Genomic DNA, 18,248 nt, shown 5'->3' with positions numbered 1-18,248 from the left:
GGTTATTAGTTGTATTAATTACCCGTGTTCTTTTTCCGCGCCCGTGGATGAGCGGTATCATAGATTTTTGCCAGATGCTGAAAATCAAGATGAGTATACACCTGGGTGGTGGATAAATTAGCATGGCCCAACAGCTCCTGCACGGCACGCAAGTCACCACTGGATTCCAGCATATGGGTCGCAAAAGAGTGGCGTAATTTATGGGGATGAACCTGTTGATCAAGGCTTTGTTTTTGCGCCCATAGCTTCATGCGTTTTGCGATTTGGCGCGAAGAAATACGCTTGTGCTGCATACTAACAAACACAGCCTGCTCATCCGGCCCGACTAATTGCCCGCGTACTTTCAACCAGGCCTTCAAAGCACTTCTCGCCACCCTCCCCATGGGTAACAAGCGCTCCTTGCTGCCTTTACCGCGTACTCGCAGCTGTTGCATACTTTGTTCGATGTGCGCCAAATCAAGGTCGGTTAACTCTGCCAGACGCAAGCCACAACCATAAGTGAGCTCCATCATGGCTTTGTCTCTGGTGGCCAATAGCGACTCTTCATCGATATTCAGTAGTTGCGACATTTCATCAACATTGAGTTGTTTCGGTAAAGGTCGCCCCTGTTTGGGCGCGCTCACGGCTTTGGCGGGATTTTGAGTCAGCACGCCTTGGGTCACCAGATAACGACAAAAACTGCGAAGCGCTGATAACCGCAGGGCAATGCTTTTTGCCGATAAGTCTTGTCGACGCCCTTGCGCTAAAACGCGCTTCACATGGGCCACAGTGAGTAAATGCCACTGGTCGATGGTAAGTCCCTCGGCAATCACCAATAATTGCCGCTGGTAATTTTCGATGGTTTTAGCGGAGAGATTGCGCTCGTATTTGAGATATTCCAGAAAGTCTGTGATGGGGCTCAACAAAGACTCGGCAACCGACACAACTTATTCCTGCAATGTCGGTATAATGAGGCTCAAAAACTGCTGTAATTGGGTGATCAACAAAGTGTCCATTTGCGGATTAAAGTGTCCGTCATTGTCACTGCCAATCACCAACAGGCCCAGTTCATCTTCATGACGAAGGCGCATAATAACCACAGACTGCGGCTGACTATCACTAAACAGCATACGATTTTCTTCTTGCGTCAAACGACCAAAAAAGAAATCCGATTGTTTAAGGCGCTTGTCCAGAATCACTTGCCGGTCTTTTTCTGCGATTGCGCTGTCATCACCGATGAGGTGCAACACCACATCCTTTAACTTTAACTGCTGGCAGACCGTCTCTTGCAGCGCCTCGCGAATATCCGACAACTGTTTGCAGTGAAACAAACGCAAGTTAAGATCAGCATAGATACGATAGATAGCTTCATTCTGACGGGCAACGGTCATCAGATCGGTCAGTTTCTTCTGCAGTTCCGCCACTTTCTCCCGCAATTGCTCGGCCTGTAACTCCACCAAAGACACTGAGCCTTTCTTTTGATGAGGTATTCTCAGCTCTTCAGCCAATAGCGGATAGCGTTGAAAAAATTCAGGATTGGCTAAAAGGTAATCTTTAACTAGCTCCGGGGTTAACCAGTCAGCTGACGGCGTGTTTATTTCGGCGGTGTTATTCGGTGTGTCGGTCATATTTCAATACTGCCGTCAAAAACGTGTTCTGCGGCACCTGTCATTTTTATCATTGTGTCGTTGCCCTGCCATCGTATTTTAAGGGAACCACCCGGTAAGTCTACCCTGACATTCTCATCCAACTTGCCTTGCAATTGTCCGATAACCGCAGCGGCACAAGCGCCACTTCCGCAGGCCAGGGTTTCCCCAACACCACGTTCGAACACCCGCAAGCGAATGTGTTTGCGATTCATAATCTGCATAAAGCCCACGTTTACGCCTTCGGGAAAGCGTTCATGGGTTTCAAGTATCGGCCCTAGCGATTGCACCGGCGCGGTGTCGATATTATCAACTTCCATCACACAATGAGGGTTACCCATGGAAACCGCTCCCGCCATCACGGTGTGCTCCTCGGCACGGATCAAATAGATATTTTCCTGTTTATTCGCCTTGATGGGCACCGCAGAAGGCTCAAAATTGGGTCGCCCCATATTCACCGTTACCATGCCGTCGTTTTCCAGATAAAGTACCATACGACCATTTTTGGTGCTCACGGATATCTTATTGCGATTGATTAAGCCTTTCATTTTAACGAAGCGGGCAAAACAGCGAGCGCCATTACCACATTGTGTTACCTCAGAGCCGTCGGCATTGAAGATGCGATAATGGAAATCCTGATCCGGATCATAGGGGGGCTCCACCAGCAACATTTGGTCAAAACCGATACCAAAATTACGATCCGCCAGTTGAGCGATCTTCTCTTTTGAGAAGAAGACGTTCTGGGTAAGATTATCAATTACCATGAAATCATTACCCAGACCGTGCATTTTAGAAAACTGCACTAACATTGATTCAATTCAAAAACTTCTATTAGGTCTATATTACGGGAGTTTGCGCTCGAGTTTCCACAATTCTTGCAAAGTTTCCCGTTCTCGCACTAAATACACTTGCTCACCGTCCACCATTATCTCCGGTGGCCTGGCTCGGGTATTGTAATTGGAGGCCATAACAAATCCGTAAGCACCAGCGCTGCGCACCGCTAATAAATCACCTGCCGCGATGGCTAATTCTCGCTCTTTACCGAGAAAGTCGCCGGTTTCACATATCGGTCCAACCACATCGTAAATCGCTTTGTTGCGTTCCAGCGCCGCATTTACCTGGATGATATTCATCCAGGCCGAATAAAGCGCGGGACGAATGAGATCATTCATGGCGGCATCGACAATGGCGAAGTTTTTCTCGGCACCGGATTTTAAAAATTCCACTTGGGTAACCAAAATGCCGGCATTGGCCATGATGGCGCGCCCCGGTTCAAACACTAAGGTTAGCTCTTCTCGCCCTTTTAAACGCTCTGCCAGTGCGGCGGCATATTCATTTGGATGCGGAGGTGTTTCGTTTTGATATGGCACGCCTAAACCGCCTCCCACATCCAGGTGAGAAACCTCTATACCGTTTTCTTTTAACTCATCAATCAAGGCCAGTAATCTGTCCAGGGCATCAACAAATGGGGCCAGATCCGTTAACTGTGAACCAATGTGGCAATCAATACCTTTTACTTGCAGGTGGCTCATGGCCGCTGCTTGCTGATAAATCGCAATGGCTTGCTCGCGCTCAATACCAAATTTGTTAGCTTTTAAACCCGTAGAAATATACGGATGGGTTTTGGCATCAACATCGGGATTCACCCGGATAGAAATGGGGGCTTTCACATCCATTTGCGCTGCGACTTTATTAATGCGCTGCAGCTCCGCCGGCGATTCTACGTTGAAACAATAAATATTGTGTTGTAGCGCCAGTTGGATTTCTTGCTCGGTTTTACCTACGCCGGAAAACACCACTTTTTTCGGGTCGCCACCAGCGGCGATAACCCGCAATAATTCACCGCCGGAGACGATATCAAATCCGGACCCCAGCTTTGCCATCACAGACAATACACCGAGATTAGAATTCGCCTTAACCGCATAACAAATCAAATGGGGCTGTTGGCCCGCCGCTTTATCAAACGCTTGCCAGTGACGCTCAATGGTAGCCCGTGAATACACATAACAAGGCGTACCGAATTCACTTGCGATATCTGCCACAGCAACCTGCTCGGCATGTAGCTGCTCATTTTGATATTGAAAAAAGTCCATAGTCGAAACTATTGCTCCTGGTCTTCATTTTGTGGATTTGTCTGTGGTGGGTTCGCTTCATTACCATCCGATTCACCGGCTGAGGTTTCACTTGAAGCGTCATTAGTTTGTGGCTGCGCAGCATCTTGGGGCAAATACAATGGACCGCGTTGTCCACAAGCCGTAATAGATAGAAGCAACAGGAAAATGAAAGAGAACTTGCACATGTATGGTTCTTAATAATGGTATTTTTGTCACATATTCGCATTGCCACCGACGATTGCCAATTAAAACCTTATAAAGAAAACCCATAATTAAAAATATTCCAGTGACAGTATAAAAAGCCATCACCCTCAGCCGATAATCAAAGAAGGAGAGGAGGGTGTGAAAATGCAGGTGCAAAGCGCGCAAATTCAATTTGCGCACCATCATGAAAAGCAGGCCAGTTATACCCGGCATGAGTCATTACTGGCACAGCGGAAAAGCGCTGAAGGTGAAGCAGGGACAAGCAGAACCTTGCTCATGTCCTCTGCTACCGCCATACAACAGCATGAACAAACCCTGTCCGCTTCCCGAAACAGCACAGGCGATTCTGGATCAGCAGAGATTTCCAGACGTGGCCGTGCCCTGGCGGCGCAACTGGAACAACCCTCACAAACACCACAAGGGTTGCAACGCTTCCTTACAGAATCGGAAGACAGTGATGAGTTGGAAAACACCCTGGATGCCAAAACCTGGCAGTTAAAGTCCATTGTTGAAAGCTTTACCGGCCGTGAAATTCATCTAAGTCACCTGCAAAAAGACAAGTCCGAAAATCAGGCAAACGAAACAAAAGCGACCAGTAGTGAGCAAACAGACCCTCCCGCCAATGCCAGTGCTAATGCCACTACTACGGCAGAGTTGATTTACCAGTACCGGGAAAGTTATCAGGAGCAGGAATCATCACTTTTTGTTGCCTCTGGCCAAATAACCCTGGAGTCAGGCGAAACCATTCAACTCGATCTAGCACAATACAACGAGCGCAACTTTTACATTGAGAACAGTTTAGAGATGCGCTTAGGAGAAGTGGAACTCACCGACCCTTTGGTTTTGAATCTCAAAGGGGCCGGAGCAGAATTATCAGCCCAAACATACAAGTTTGATCTCAACCAGGACGGTGAAGCTGAGCAACTTTATTTCGCTACGGGGAATTCGGGATTTCTTGCGCTGGATCGCAACAACAATGGCATTATCGATGACGGCAGCGAGCTATTCGGTGCCAAAACCGGTAACGGCTTTGTCGAATTAGCGCAATACGACGAAGACCAAAACGGCTTTATTGATGCCGGTGACAGCGTCTTTTCACAACTGCTTTATTATCAAAAAGACGCTTCCGGACTCGACCAACTGTCCCGCATTCAAGATATTGGTATCGGCGCCATGTATCTGGGCAGTGAACAAACCCCATTCGACATCAGAGACAACGACAACCAGCTCAAAGCCAAAGTGCGCAGCAGCGGCTTTTTCCTTAATGAAAATGGCACCGCCGGAAGTTTGCAGCAGATTGATTTAGCGGTATAAATTTTTTTGGGGTAACTCGTTCCCCTAAATCCTTTTTTATATTGCACGTTGGACAATATTGCATGTGTAGGTTGAGCTTCAACCTCAAGAATCCCCATATCTTTTTTAACTTCAATGTACCCTGATAGACGCCATCCATGGCTTTTCTGAACCAAATCCCTTTGGTCCACATACCATTTCTTTTTGCCAAAAAGAAACCGTATGCGAAAGAAAAAAGCTACCCGCATTACGCTTAGCCCATTAAAAAACTACAAGTTTCCGTCGTCACGATGCGCGTCCATGCTTATGCGTGACTTGATTTTCATCCCTGAAAATCACCGGAAACTTGCTTAACGTTTTTCAATGGCGCTTCATGAGGGGAAATGGGGTGGTTTATTCAATTCCATGCGAAACGACATTATTAGACTTCGTTAGCAAACTTATCCTAAGTATATTAACTTATTGGTGTAACACTTTAACTTGATAACCCTATGAATTTATTAGTATAAATATAATTTTATGGGACAGCAGACTGGCAAAGTTTCAATAAGTAGTGGAGATCCGTGAGCATTTATGTCGACACAGCCGTCCAATTAGAGCACCGCTTTCAGCTTAGTCTGTTTGTTACTCCCCTAAAACCGGTTTTTCCCGAGGTGCGAGACAACATTACATGTGTAGGTTGAGCTTCAGCTCGACAAGCAATCCTGTCAAATCATTAAATGTTGATACCATCACTATTGTCCAACTGAAGTCGAACCTACATCATTGACTTGGGCAACATCCCTGTTACCCATCTTCAGGTTTTGAACTGCTCTTTCGGCTTATCTCGCGCATGGGCATTAAACCTATGGACTTCGAACATGATTTCACAGGGTTATATTAAGAATTTAATATCCAGCCATATCGAAATTCCGGCCGTTCTGATTTTTGGGTTGAGTGATTACTACATGAGTAATGTGGTCATTCGATTTGCAAATTGTTGCATTCAGCTACTAGGCACTGTTTTTTTCGCTGCTTTCCCTTCCAGTGACTTGTTAAAACTTTTCTTGTTATAACTGATCAACCTGAAATCTTCAGATTTTGTAATACAGATACTGTTATCCTTAGATGAGAGGGTAAACAGCTTACTCCCAATTACTCCGATATATCTGAACCTTTCATCTTTTGAGGAGGAACAGAAACCATTGCTAACAACATAGTGGCCAGAAGCATCATGGTCCAATGCTATCTCGCCATTTGAATATCCTTTGCTAAAGGATGCAGTAGGCAAAAAGCACACTAAAGAAACAATGAAAACTCTCAGATTAACAGGGAGGTTTAACAAGTATTTATTGCTGAAAATGATATATAAAAACAAGACTAGCGAGATCAATGGATAAAGCCCTATAAGGCGAAAATACCCCGTTTCCATAATTGCCATGTACGCTGAATGTCCAAGTCCTAAAAAAATCAACGATACACAATAGAACTTTAGAAAATATGTAAACCCCTTATAAAGCCCCCCCGCCTCAATATACTCATCATGTTGCTTCTTTGACATTGAATTTGCGCCATCCATCGCTGAATAAGCTGCAAGAATACCTATTGCTGGCAGTGCAGGATACACAGAAGCTTTTACAATCTCAGTTAAGGCCACGTAAGAAAGTATATTAAGATCAAAATGGACCCAAAAACCCCAAAGGTAGGAAATTCCTGAGAAAAGAGCTAGTCCACAGATAACTATTGAGATATTAACTTTTGAATTCATTGCTCCCTGCATTGACTCTTAAAATTAAATGAACCCATCCGTCAGAATGAGAGCTAGTCAATGAACTTATTGATATGAAAAGACCTGATGGTGCTCTGACTTGTAAAACACAAAGAGGCCGCGCGGCGACCTCTTGAATATTCGGCATTTATTGCCATCGAACTTACTTCATCAATAAACTGGCCATGGCTTTGTTGAACACCGCCATCCAGCGTTCGCTGTATTGGCCGTCGGGCATGTTGTTCATTTCGATAACGGCGCGTTTTTTCGGACGTTTGCGATGAGTATCATGGGCGCGCTGATGAGTTAAGGCATCGAAAGTATCCAGAATAGCCAGTAGCTTTGCACCTTCGCAGATATCTTTTTCCATTAACCCTAATGGATAACCGGAGCCGTCACAGCGCTCATGGTGCTGCATCACTATCTTGCGCGCTTCGTTCCATTGGTCCAGGTGCTCTAACAATCTGGAGCTTTTGTATACGTGGGAGCGCAATAAATTAAACTCGGCAATTTCCAGGCGGTCGCGTTTGTGCAAAATATTAAGCGGCATAAAGGCCATGCCGAAATCGTGAACATAACAGGCTACCAGTAGCTGGTCAGCATCAATGGGGTTGCCTTCCATCTTGTTCATTAACAGAGCCAGCTTGGCGATGCGGTCGCCACGTCCTGCCCAGTACATGGAACGGGCTTCGATAGGCTCCATCAAGGCTCTGAAGAATACGATATCGGTTTGGCGCTCTTTACTGAGATGGGCCACGGCATTATCTGAATCCAGCGGGTTGGACTCTTTATTAACCGCAGAATCGTCCTCTTCATCCACCACTTCATTTACCGTATTGGCAATCTCCGCGGGCGGATCGTTTTCCGGTTTCGCATCCAAAGTGGGATCTAATAATAGTACTGATTCCGCCAGCAACTTTTCGTGCTGCGGACCGTTATCCGGTTTTATACGGCTGATGTGTTGTACCAGGTGTTTAAACAACTGGTCGTCGTACTGCGCGGTGCCGCTGCTGATACAACTTTCCACAAAAATTTTCACTCTATCCAAGGTCAACAGCACCAGGTCGCTCATAGTACTGGTGTAATTGATTTGACCGTTGCGCAAAAAATCCAATAAATCTTCAACGTGCTGTAATAGCGGGATCAGCGGCGAGAAGTTTACCATGCCCAGATCACCCTTGATGGTGTGAATTGAGCGAAATAGCGCGCGCTGTAATTCATTATCCTTGGGCTTGATCTCAAGCTCAATCAGGGTTTGCTCACTGGCCTCATACAGTTCATTGATCTCTTCCAGGAGATCACCAAGAATTTCTGAATCCAAATCATCATGGGTAAAGGTTTGCATCAGTCAGACAGCCCTGCTCGTTGTTATTTCTCTATGCATTAATACGATCCAACTCCTGTAAATCTGTTCACAGGAGGCTGGGATCAGTATAGGTTATAACGGAAATCTTTGCATGACCATAGCGCAAGCAGTTTACCGCCTGGAATAATTGTTAGCTGATCAGACAAGATTTTGCCAAAAAACCGCTATACTATGCGGCCTTTTGAATGAATTGGAACTGAAATTGTTAGCCATACTGCGCATTATTGCGATGTTCGTTAGTTTTTTAATCATTAATGCTATTTTATTTGTAGTGTGCTTGTTGCGTCCTATGCATCGCAACAACGTCCACATATGCGGTAAGTTCTATTCCAGCATGTCCCGCATACTTGGCTTGAAAATCGTAGTCAAAGGTATGGAAAATGTACCAGATGAACCCTGCGTGTTTATCGCCAATCATCAAAACAGCTACGATCTAATGACTATTTGCAAAGCCGTTGCGCCAGGAACGGTATCGGTAGGCAAAAAAAGTCTGGTGCTTATCCCGGTTTTTGGCTGGTTGTACTGGCTATCCGGCAATGTACTGATCGACCGCAAAAACGCCAGCCGAGCTGCAGATACACTCAGTTCCACCATCGCTAAAATTAAAAAGCGCGGGATTTCAGTGTGGTTTTTCCCGGAAGGCACTCGCAGTTATGGTCGCGGCTTACTGCCCTTTAAAACTGGTGCATTTCGCATCGCCAACGCAGTAGATATGCCTATAGTGCGAGTTTGTGCCAGTAATCTGATCGATAAAATAAAGCTCAATCGCTGGGATAATGGCACCCTTATTATCCATGTAAGCGAGCCTATGAAAATGGATGACAGCAAGGGTATTAAAGAATGGTCAGTGCTTTTCAGAGAAAAAATGTTAGAAGATTTTGAACAAGTGAATTCTGAAGTCGCACAGCTTCCAAAAGCGCGATAAACTGTTCACCATCAAAATAAGAAAGAGTCTTCTATGCCACATTCAAACAGTTTGCAGGACTGGTATCAGTTCAATGAAGAAATTGTCGAGGCCCTTACTAATGATGGTAGTGCTGTCGACAAGCCCCACATCATAGAACATCACATTGCCAGTAAAGACTTTGAGTTGCTGGAAAAAGCCGCCGTTGATGCCTACAAAGCAGGCTTTGATGTGACCGATGCTGAAGAGCTGGTGCTGGATGACGGTGACGAGTTGTTTAGCTTTGATGCCATTATCGAGCGCAAACTGGATTTAGAGCTAATCAATGCCGATACCGACAAGCTGGTGAGCATTGCCGAAAAACACAAAGTATTTTACGACGGTTGGGGCACCTACTTCGTTGAATAAGCTCCTCGCAATTCCGTTTTAATCTGCGACATTATGCTTAACCTTATCTGGTTAACCTTCTTTTTTATTGCCGCACTGTGCGGCTTTTATCAGTGGCTGGTGCTGGGTAATCAGGAGATCTTTACCGAACTGGTCAATGCCATGTTTGATATGGCCAAACTCACCGTTGAACTGGCATTGGGTTTGATAGGCGCATTGTGTCTCTGGTTGGGTATCTTTAAAATCGCCGAGCACAACGGCTGGATTGAAAAGCTGTCAAAAGCACTGACCCCCTTATTTCGCCGCCTGATGCCAGACGTGCCCGCCGGTCACCCTGCCATCGGCTCTATAACCATGAACCTGTCGGCCAATGCCTTGGGTCTGGACAATGCAGCGACGCCGCTGGGTATCAAAGCCATGCAGGATTTACAAACCCTGAATCCCAACAAAAGCGTGGCCACCAACGCGCAAATCTTGTTTTTAGTGTTAAACACCTCTTCGGTGACCCTGTTCCCGGTCTTTGTCTTTGTCTACCGGGCTCAACAAGGCGCGGCGATACCCACAGACGTGTTTTTACCCATATTACTTACCACAAGCTGTTCTTCTTTAGCCGGGCTTATTGCCGTGGCAATGGTACAAAAGATCAACTTACTACAACATACAATTTTATTGTACGGCGCACTGTTTTTCGCCCTGCTCGGCGGCCTGTTGGTGTACTTTATCAGTTTGCCTGCAGCGCTTGTGGGTACTCAATCATCATTGCTGGCAAACCTGTTAATTTTTAGTTTTGTGATCGGAGTTTTGTTCAGCGCCTGGCGACAAAAACTGGCCACGTATGAGCTATTTATCGAAGGAGCTAAAGAGGGTTTTCAGCAGGCTATTAATCTCATCCCCTATTTGTTAGCCATGCTAGTGGCCATAGGCTTGCTGCGTGCCAGTGGGGCAATCCAACTGGTGGTGGATGGAGTGGCCTGGCTGGTCGCCTTAGCAGGCGGCTCTACGGCGTTTGTGGATGCCCTGCCAACAGCCTTGATGAAGCCCTTAAGCGGTAGCGGCGCACGGGCCATGATGGTGGAAACCATGCAGGTGCATGGGGCAGACTCCTTTGCCGGACGCCTCTCCAGCATCTTTCAGGGCTCCACCGAAACGACTTTTTATGTACTCGCGGTGTACTTTGGCGCGGTGGGTATCAAACACAGCCGACACGCCATTCCTTGCGCGCTTGTGGCAGATTTCACCGCCATTGTAGTAGGTGTTACGGTGGCCCTGTTCTTTTTTGGGTAATCGTCTTTTTTGGATAGCCTTTAATAGCAAGGTTCTTTTTTAGAAAATGGAAAATGATGTTTAGAATACTTCTTCTGCTCAGCAGCGTGATAAGTGCACTTTCAACTGCCCACCCTTTAGCCGGGAACTTCCATGTTTTAAAACAGGAATTCACCATTCCAGGACTGGATCGCAAGCGTACCATTCGAGTTTACCTACCACCGGGTTACAAAAATCTGGAGCAGCATTTTCCGGTCATTAATACCCAAACCACCTCCAGATGCCTGCTTCAGAGCTATCACAGCGCTTTCAGTACAAGGCGCACTTGAGAAGGAATGTCGGCTACCTTTCAAACAAGTGCAACACAGTAATGGAAGCGCTGTGAAGCTCCCGAAGGGCGGGGCCTAAAAGAATTTATGCTGCGTTAAATTGGCTCGACGTGAGAACAACCATGCCTTATCCAATTTGCCTTGCCTAAATCCTTTTATTCTCCCGCTGAAGTCGAGTATCTTGAGGTAGTTTGGGTATTTATGCACGACGCGCAAAATCTGTTCGATGAAAAAACATCTTTCGCCGGAGAGTGGCGCGTTGACGAAAGCCTCAATGCCCTCGCACAAGAACATGACTTACAGCTCATCGTTGTAGGTATAGACAATGGCGGCGAACACCGCACTCAAGAACTCAGTAGCTGGGATCATGAAAAATATGGTAAAGCAGAAGGTGAGCAGTACACCGACTTTATCGTCAACGTACTCAAACCCTACATCGATGACCGTTATCGCACTCTGCCTGATGCCACCAATACCGCCATTATGGGTAGCTCCATGGGGGCACTCAGCAGTCACTATGCCATTCACACTTACCCTGAAATATTCAGTAAAGCAGGATTATTCTCCCCCCTCTTATTGGTATGCAGACCAGGTGTTTCCCTTCACTGAGCAAAATCCATTACCCGCACAGCACAGGCTCTATTTAATTGCCGGACAAGAAGAAGGCGAGATTATGGTAGCGCCGTTCAATAAAATGGTGCGTAGCCTGGAGCTAGCAAACCACCCGGCTGACAATCTCCATGCACAAGTGATCCCTGAGGGGAAGCACAATGAAGCATTTTGGGCTGCGCATTTTCAACATGCGGTACAGTGGCTGTTCAAACAACCCTGATTTGTACAGCTACCCTTGCCAACTGCTGCTTGATGGGGTACAAGCCTTTTTAAGCGCAACAAAAGGTTTTAACAATTGCACTCCTACAACCATGATGAACAAGAATGGAGTACCGCCTCAGAACAGGTACACATTCTGCAGCCAGATTTTTTTATTCCGGAATTAAACCGGGATCGCACTGTGCGTGTTTATCTGCCTCCTGGTTATGCCACCACCGACAAACATTACCCGGTGCTTTACATGCACGACGGACAAAACCTGTTTGATGAAGCCACTTCTTATTCGGGTGAATGGCGGGTGGATAAAAGCCTGAACCTGATGGCTCACAAAGGCGAGCTGGAGCTTATTGTGGTGGGTATCGACAATGGTAAACAACATCGCATTACTGAGCTCAGCGCCTGGGATCATCCTACCTATGGCAAAGCCGAAGGCGAGCTCTATCTGAACTTTATCGTGCAGCAACTCATGCCTCACATTAATCAGCACTACCGTATACTACAAGGACGCGAGTTTACCGGCATTATGGGCAGTTCTATGGGGGGATTAATGTCCCACTTTGGCGTACATCGTTACCCGGATGTATTTGGTAAAGCGGGCATACTGTCACCCTCCTTCTGGTACGCCAATCCCGTGTTTCAATTTACCCAACAGCATCCTTTGCCCAAAGACACCCGACTGTATTTTTTAATGGGCGGCGAAGAAGACAAACTCATGGTGGATGAGATGCATATCATGGTGAACCAGATTGTTGCTGCTGGTCACCCTACCTACAACATCTTTAACAAAACCGTCCCTGGTCGCGGCCATTCGGAATCCTTCTGGGCTGAAGAATTTCCGCAGGCAGTAAAATGGCTCTTTTGCTAAATTCTAACGAGTGTCTTACGGCGTTAGTGTCAGATTAATTTCGGTGTAGTATAAATCGGTCAGGCCTTCATAGCCCGAATCTGTGCCTACCATCAACCAAAAAGTACCTTCGGTGGAGCTTTGAATTTCAAAACCATCTTCAAGTGCCACCGTAATGGTTTTGCTGCCGAAGGTATTACCATCGCAGCTGGCATCCTGTGCCGCGACATTGCCAATCACAATGGCATCATTACCCGATTGTGATTGCTGCCCTTTATCGATATTTAAATAAAAATCCACCTGTTCCGGTTCAATTTCGCTGGCGCCCAACTTCATATAAACAGATTCACCCGGTGAGCCTCCAATTCCGATACAATCTACTCCGGCGTTAGATAAAAAAGTGATGCTGCCGTGCACCGTGTAATTAGTATTTGGGGACAGGCGAATCACTTCTCCCTTGAGGTACATAAATAAATCGTCGCTGCGGTTCATGCCTTTCAGGCGAAAACCTTGTTGTCCTGAGTCATCGGGTAAATCAGCAATGCCCGACTCCAGTTCATAAATATCAGCATCGGCCACCGGATAATCGGAAAAACCAGCCGACCAGCCTTGTTCTCCGTCGTTAAAGTCGGTATTTATGGTCACTGGCTGTGGTGTTGTCACCAAAGTAATATCGTCGGCATCACAGCCACTTAAGAGCCATACGGCTGCGGGAATAAAAAGATAACGTTGCATTATGAATCTCGGTTAATTTGTTTAACCGAGATACTAATGACATTGCACAAAGTTACCGTAAGAGTTTGTTTTCTAAATGCATTAATTTGTTATCGAGTTTTCACAAAATACGTGTAGATGGGTAACAGTGAGTTAGCTTTCGGAAAACACGGCATAGCCGTTTTTACTGCTGCGTTTAACCTGATAAAGTGCCTGGTCTGCTTGCTTAAAAAATTGTTCATAATTTAGATCTTTCGCAGGTACCTGGTTGGTAATACCAATACTGAGTGTAACTCTGTCACTCTGGGCAGATTGACAGTGGGGAATGTTTTTGTCTGCCAGATTGGAAAGCAGGTTTTGCGCCACAAGACAGCTTTGTTCCACATCGGAATCTGGCAAGATAATAGCAAACTCTTCCCCACCAATTCGCGCTACAAAATCGGTGGCACGAGATAACGTTTTTTTCATCACCTGTGCAATACTTTTAAGGCAATCATCCCCAACCGTATGCCCGTAATGGTCATTAAAGGACTTAAAATTATCAACATCGATGATCATCAGAGACAATGCCTTCCCGTCTCGCATCATCCGCCGAATCTCATCTGCCAGCCTTTTATCAAATCCGCGACGATTGGCAATGTGGGTTAAGCCATCGGTAAATGCTAGCTCTTCTAAAGCCTTGTTTTTACTGACAAGCTCTAACTGGGTTTTGACTCGAGCTTTTAACACACTTGGCGAAATTGGCTTAGGAATAAAATCAGCAGCGCCGATGTTAAATGCGAGTAATTGATCGGCATCATCAATACGGCCGGAAACAAATAAAATAGGAATGTTTTTGGTGGCTTCGATGGTCTTCAATTCCCTGCACAATTGAAAACCATTCATATCTGGCATGTTGATATCTAATAGAATCAAGTCTGGCCTTGGAAAAGTCGACGCGAGTTCTTTGCCCTCTTTGCCACTCGTTGCAAAACGAATGGCAAAATCGTCTCCCAATATATTACAAAGAATCCTTATCTGGACTGGATCATCATCGATGATCAATATCTCTTCACGACACACAATGAATAACGTTTACACAATACATAAGATTTACCATTGCACATTCTAGCCGAAACGGCGCTATTATCTATTAGACTATAGTTGCACAATTATCAGCCAACGCTTAAAGATTTAATGCATTTATTTTCTGCATCGCCAGGTCATAATCAAAGCGAATAATTGCCGTCTTGAATTCTTCTTGCTGCTGAGCATTCCACTGAGCGCTCACCAGCTTTAAAAAGTGAACTATTTCATCCTCATTGATAATACGTCTGGCTTGTATTTTTTCAGCTAAGTTTTTGATTCCTTCCGCGAGTAATTCCTCAGAAAACTTTACTTCAGGCACACGCGGTGATTGCTGATCCAACCAATTTCTCAGCGCTAACAGGTGTTCATCTAACTGAGTGACAAACCGGCTAAATTCACGGCTATTGAGTAATTCATCGGACATTTCTATGGTGCCTGCCACATCAGCTATGTCTTGAGCCCCCAGCCCACTTAACACGCTTTTAAGGGTGTGGCAGTAACTCCGTAACGATTGTTTATCTTCGGATTCAAACAAATCCGTCAGTTTAGCGGTCGCATCTTTATGCACCACCAGTGTAGATTCGGCCATTTTGTGCAGCAGCTTAATATCACCACCCAAACGCTTAAGTGCAGAGTTAAAGTCAAAACCGGTTGGTAGGCTCCCCTCAAAAGACTGTAAAGCTTTTGCCTGCTGGTGCGTGTGTGATGGGGATTGAGCATTAGAACTTAGGTTAGTACCAAGCACTTGGGCAAGTTCACGGATATCAACTGGCTTTGCGATATGACCGTTAATACCCGCCGCCTTCACTTTTTCGCGATCGCTTTTTAGCACCGCAGCCGACATGGCAACAATAGGTATATGAGTGCTGCGACTGTCGGCTTTAATCAGTTTGCTCGCCTCAAAGCCATCCATTTTGGGCATCTGTAAATCCATCAAGATCAAATCCAACTCTTTTTGGTTTTGTTTTACGTAATCTACGGCTTCTAACCCATTACAAACCACGACGGCTTTAATACCAAACTTTGCCAAAAACTCTCGCGCCACCAATTGATTGGTTTCGTTATCCTCCACCACCAGTACGTGGGCACCCTCGTAAGTTGGCTGATAATCATCATCGAGTGCTTGTTTTGAAACATTCCCTGCAATTAAGCTAGAGTCTTGATATTGAATCTGCACTAATGCATCGTGTAATGTTGATGCCAGAAAGGGTTTATCCAATACTGCATCCACCCGTTGCTCAGTGATGGATTGTTGTACAAAATCTCGCCCAAACGCTGTCACCAACAAAATTGTGGGTTGCGTACTTTCAGTGCTGTTCAATCGACTCTGTATTTGCTTTATCAGCTCAAGCCCATCCATTTTTGGCATTTTCCAGTCAATCAAAAAGAGTTCGAACGGCTGATTTTGACTTTCAGCGGTTGCAGTAAGGTGCAGGGCTTCTTCGCCCGAGGAAGCCAGCTCTACCGGAAAACCCCAGGAGCTCAACATACGCTGAAGTGCCAGTCTGCTGGCTTCATTATCGTCCACCACCAGGGTTCTTTTACCCGCCAGTTGACGCTCTTTGCTGGATTCTGAAGAGCAGGTTTTGAAGCATAAACTGAAACAAAAACAACTGCCCTGCCCCAACTCACTGGAGATTTCCAGATGACTCCCCATCAACCCCAATAAGTGATTCGAAATAGCCAAACCCAGACCAGTACCGCCAAAACGGCGATTAATGGAAGCATCTACCTGGTTAAAGGGAGAAAGCAGGCTATCAAGCTTCTCATGTGCAATGCCAATCCCGGTATCTTCAACACAAAAACGCGCCTGTAACTGGTCATTTTCCATTTTTTCAATATTCAGGGATACTTTTACATAACCTGAGTCAGTAAACTTAATGGCATTGCCCACCAGGTTATTTAACACCTGAGTCAAACGCATTGAATCTGCATAAACCCAGCGTGGTTCAGCAACAGGATAATCTATCACCAGCTCAATGGCTTTGTTCTCAGCGGTAAGACTGAACAGTCCGGTAACATCAGAGAGGACTTTTTCCAGGTCAACAGGTTCATTAACAATGCTCAGTTTGCCAGCTTCCAATTTAGAGAAATCGAGGATATCGTTAAGTACATTTAGCAGTGAGTGCGAGGAGTTTTGAACCTTCTCCATGTACTCGGAAGCCTTTTTTTCCAAAGGCATTTCGCTAATCAATTGAGTGAGCCCCAGTATGGCATTCATGGGCGTTCGAATTTCATGGCTCATATTGGCAAGAAAATCAGATTTGGTTTTTTCTGCCTCAACAGCCTGATTTCGGGCTTCGATCAACTCTTGTTCTTTTTGCTTGAGTTCGGTGATATCTCGCCAACAACTTAAAAAGACCTCTTGACCTTCTATAGCGACATAAGAAACGCTGACAGACGCAATAAACGTTTCGCCATCCATACGGTTGTGCTTCCACTCAAACTGTACACTTTCTCCCGGCACTAAATGTTCAGTAATTTTCGTGTAATAGTCCTTGGAACTCTTGTTCACGTGTTCCTGAAATTCTGGTGAAATGTCGTATTTGGTGAGTCCAATTAGTTGCTCACTGCTGGCGTTCATCATCTTCTCAAAGGCAGGGTTACATTTGATAATCTTGCTGGATTTGGGATCAATCACGAAACAGGGATCAGGCAAGTTTTCAAACAGCGACTTGAAACTCTCTTTCTCCATCTGCAATTGCTGCGCTTTCTCGGCTCTTTCAAGTTCAATTCTGCGCCTTTCTGAAATATCCATTACCGAGGCATAAACGACCTTCTGACCACCGGTTTCGCCCACGTTTAACACTATCTCGACAGGCAACTGTTGACCATTTTTAGTGACCCCCATCACCTCCCTTTCTGGTGCCATCTTATACTGCAGAACAGGAGAGGCAAAAAAGGAAGCCAGTAACTGATCGTGTTTCTCAGCCTCAACACCACCAACGAGCAGGCTGACGGGCTTACCTTCCAGGTCCTCTTTGCGGTAACCAAACATCTCGCAGACGGCCAAATTAGCCATCAAAATATCGCCACTATCATTGACCACCAACACCCCAATATGGGCAGCGTCCGTGGATTGTCTTAAAATTTCATCTTGTTTTCTCTGGTATTCCAGTTTGATCCGCTGCTCTTTTTCAAAATTCGCCTTTTCAAAAACCCGTTTAATCTCTCGTGGTGAAGGGATTAATAAGGCTTGCGGTAACATTCTGCAAAGCTGAATCGCAGTCATTACTGACACAACGGCAGTGGCGAACTTTGCCATACCATGAATGCCATAAGCACCATTCCAAACCGTGACTATCCCGATTAAATGGGTGATACCGCAAAGCGCAATAAACAGTGAAAAAAGAATAAAAATCCCTTTAAATTCCAGATCTTCTCGTTTCCAGACAAAATAGTACAGGGCCACCGGGATGGAAAAATAAGACAGCGCGATGAGGGCATCGGACAACACATTCAGCCACAGTATTTCTGGTTTCCACAGGTAACAATGACCGTGTGGCATAAAGTCGACACGAAATAAGTTTTCTAGAGGGCTATTCATTTAATGGGTCTC

17 protein-coding genes are annotated in these 18,248 nt (G+C 45.7%); 7 read left to right on the top strand and 10 right to left on the bottom strand.

Features of this window, described 5'->3' with window-relative positions:
* Positions 1-14 precede the first annotated feature (14 nt).
* From xerC to lptM, 5 genes are read right to left on the bottom strand one after another with little or no spacing between them, the layout of a single operon-like run.
* Positions 15-923 (bottom strand): tyrosine recombinase XerC, encoded by a 909-nt coding sequence (gene xerC / locus AABA75_RS02310; RefSeq protein ID WP_338290825.1) that lies wholly within the window; start codon positions 921-923, stop codon positions 15-17.
* Between the two features lie 3 nt (positions 924-926).
* Positions 927-1,607, bottom strand: a complete 681-nt coding sequence (locus AABA75_RS02305; RefSeq protein WP_338290824.1) for a DUF484 family protein — start codon at positions 1,605-1,607, stop codon at positions 927-929.
* The gene (gene dapF, locus AABA75_RS02300; protein ID WP_338290823.1) at positions 1,604-2,434 is read right to left on the bottom strand and encodes a diaminopimelate epimerase; all 831 of its coding nucleotides are present in this window, start codon (positions 2,432-2,434) and stop codon (positions 1,604-1,606) included. The genes AABA75_RS02305 and dapF overlap by 4 nt, the downstream gene beginning before the upstream one ends.
* Positions 2,435-2,467: 33 nt before the next feature.
* Positions 2,468-3,718, bottom strand: coding sequence for a diaminopimelate decarboxylase (gene lysA / locus AABA75_RS02295; RefSeq protein ID WP_338290821.1), 1,251 nt, complete (start codon positions 3,716-3,718; stop codon positions 2,468-2,470).
* 8 nt (positions 3,719-3,726) lie between these two features.
* On the bottom strand, positions 3,727-3,924 hold the full coding sequence (gene lptM, locus AABA75_RS21395; RefSeq protein WP_425325558.1) for an LPS translocon maturation chaperone LptM: 198 nt from the start codon (positions 3,922-3,924) through the stop codon (positions 3,727-3,729).
* 157 nt (positions 3,925-4,081) lie between these two features.
* Here lptM and AABA75_RS02285 point away from each other — a divergent pair, with 157 nt between their 5' ends.
* A complete protein-coding gene (locus AABA75_RS02285) occupies positions 4,082-5,257 on the top strand; it encodes a hypothetical protein (RefSeq protein WP_338290819.1) in 1,176 nt (391 codons plus the stop codon).
* A gap of 964 nt (positions 5,258-6,221) precedes the next feature.
* On the opposite strand, the gene AABA75_RS02280 is transcribed toward AABA75_RS02285, so the two are convergent.
* A complete protein-coding gene (locus AABA75_RS02280) occupies positions 6,222-6,983 on the bottom strand; it encodes a hypothetical protein (protein ID WP_338290818.1) in 762 nt (253 codons plus the stop codon).
* A gap of 163 nt (positions 6,984-7,146) precedes the next feature.
* Entirely contained in the window at positions 7,147-8,328 is a 1,182-nt protein-coding gene (locus AABA75_RS02275) for an HD domain-containing phosphohydrolase (protein WP_338290817.1), read from the bottom strand.
* Positions 8,329-8,551: 223 nt separating this feature from the next.
* Between AABA75_RS02275 and AABA75_RS02270 the strand changes: the two genes are divergently transcribed.
* The 6 genes from AABA75_RS02270 (at position 8,552) to AABA75_RS02245 (ending at position 12,928) form a co-directional block, all read left to right on the top strand.
* Positions 8,552-9,274: a 1-acylglycerol-3-phosphate O-acyltransferase gene (locus tag AABA75_RS02270; protein WP_338294783.1), complete on the top strand. Its 723-nt coding sequence runs from the start codon at positions 8,552-8,554 to the stop codon at positions 9,272-9,274.
* Between the two features lie 33 nt (positions 9,275-9,307).
* The gene (rraB, locus tag AABA75_RS02265; protein ID WP_338290816.1) at positions 9,308-9,661 is read left to right on the top strand and encodes a ribonuclease E inhibitor RraB; all 354 of its coding nucleotides are present in this window, start codon (positions 9,308-9,310) and stop codon (positions 9,659-9,661) included.
* A 33-nt stretch (positions 9,662-9,694) separates the two neighbouring features.
* The gene (locus AABA75_RS02260; RefSeq protein ID WP_338290815.1) at positions 9,695-10,924 is read left to right on the top strand and encodes a nucleoside recognition domain-containing protein; all 1,230 of its coding nucleotides are present in this window, start codon (positions 9,695-9,697) and stop codon (positions 10,922-10,924) included.
* 437 nt (positions 10,925-11,361) lie between these two features.
* Positions 11,362-11,841 (top strand): alpha/beta hydrolase, encoded by a 480-nt coding sequence (locus tag AABA75_RS02255; protein WP_425325594.1) that lies wholly within the window; start codon positions 11,362-11,364, stop codon positions 11,839-11,841.
* Positions 11,825-12,064 carry a hypothetical protein gene (locus AABA75_RS02250; protein ID WP_338290812.1) on the top strand — a complete coding sequence of 80 codons (240 nt, stop codon included), beginning with the start codon at positions 11,825-11,827 and terminating at the stop codon, positions 12,062-12,064. Before AABA75_RS02255 ends, AABA75_RS02250 begins: the two co-directional genes overlap by 17 nt.
* Before the next feature lie 75 nt (positions 12,065-12,139).
* Positions 12,140-12,928 carry an alpha/beta hydrolase gene (locus AABA75_RS02245; protein WP_338290811.1) on the top strand — a complete coding sequence of 263 codons (789 nt, stop codon included), beginning with the start codon at positions 12,140-12,142 and terminating at the stop codon, positions 12,926-12,928.
* Positions 12,929-12,943: 15 nt separating this feature from the next.
* On the opposite strand, the gene AABA75_RS02240 is transcribed toward AABA75_RS02245, so the two are convergent.
* The 3 genes from AABA75_RS02240 to AABA75_RS02230 form a co-directional block, all read right to left on the bottom strand.
* The gene (locus AABA75_RS02240; RefSeq protein ID WP_338290809.1) at positions 12,944-13,642 is read right to left on the bottom strand and encodes a hypothetical protein; all 699 of its coding nucleotides are present in this window, start codon (positions 13,640-13,642) and stop codon (positions 12,944-12,946) included.
* A 132-nt stretch (positions 13,643-13,774) separates the two neighbouring features.
* Positions 13,775-14,683, bottom strand: a complete 909-nt coding sequence (locus AABA75_RS02235) for a diguanylate cyclase (protein ID WP_338290808.1) — start codon at positions 14,681-14,683, stop codon at positions 13,775-13,777.
* A gap of 103 nt (positions 14,684-14,786) precedes the next feature.
* Positions 14,787-18,236, bottom strand: a complete 3,450-nt coding sequence (locus AABA75_RS02230) for a hybrid sensor histidine kinase/response regulator (protein ID WP_338290807.1) — start codon at positions 18,234-18,236, stop codon at positions 14,787-14,789.
* Between the last annotated feature and the right edge of the window lie 12 nt (positions 18,237-18,248).

This window comes from Planctobacterium marinum (assembly GCF_036322805.1).
GTDB classification, from domain to species: domain Bacteria; phylum Pseudomonadota; class Gammaproteobacteria; order Enterobacterales; family Alteromonadaceae; genus Planctobacterium; species Planctobacterium marinum_A.
This window is presented reverse-complemented; position numbering and strand designations above follow the sequence as displayed.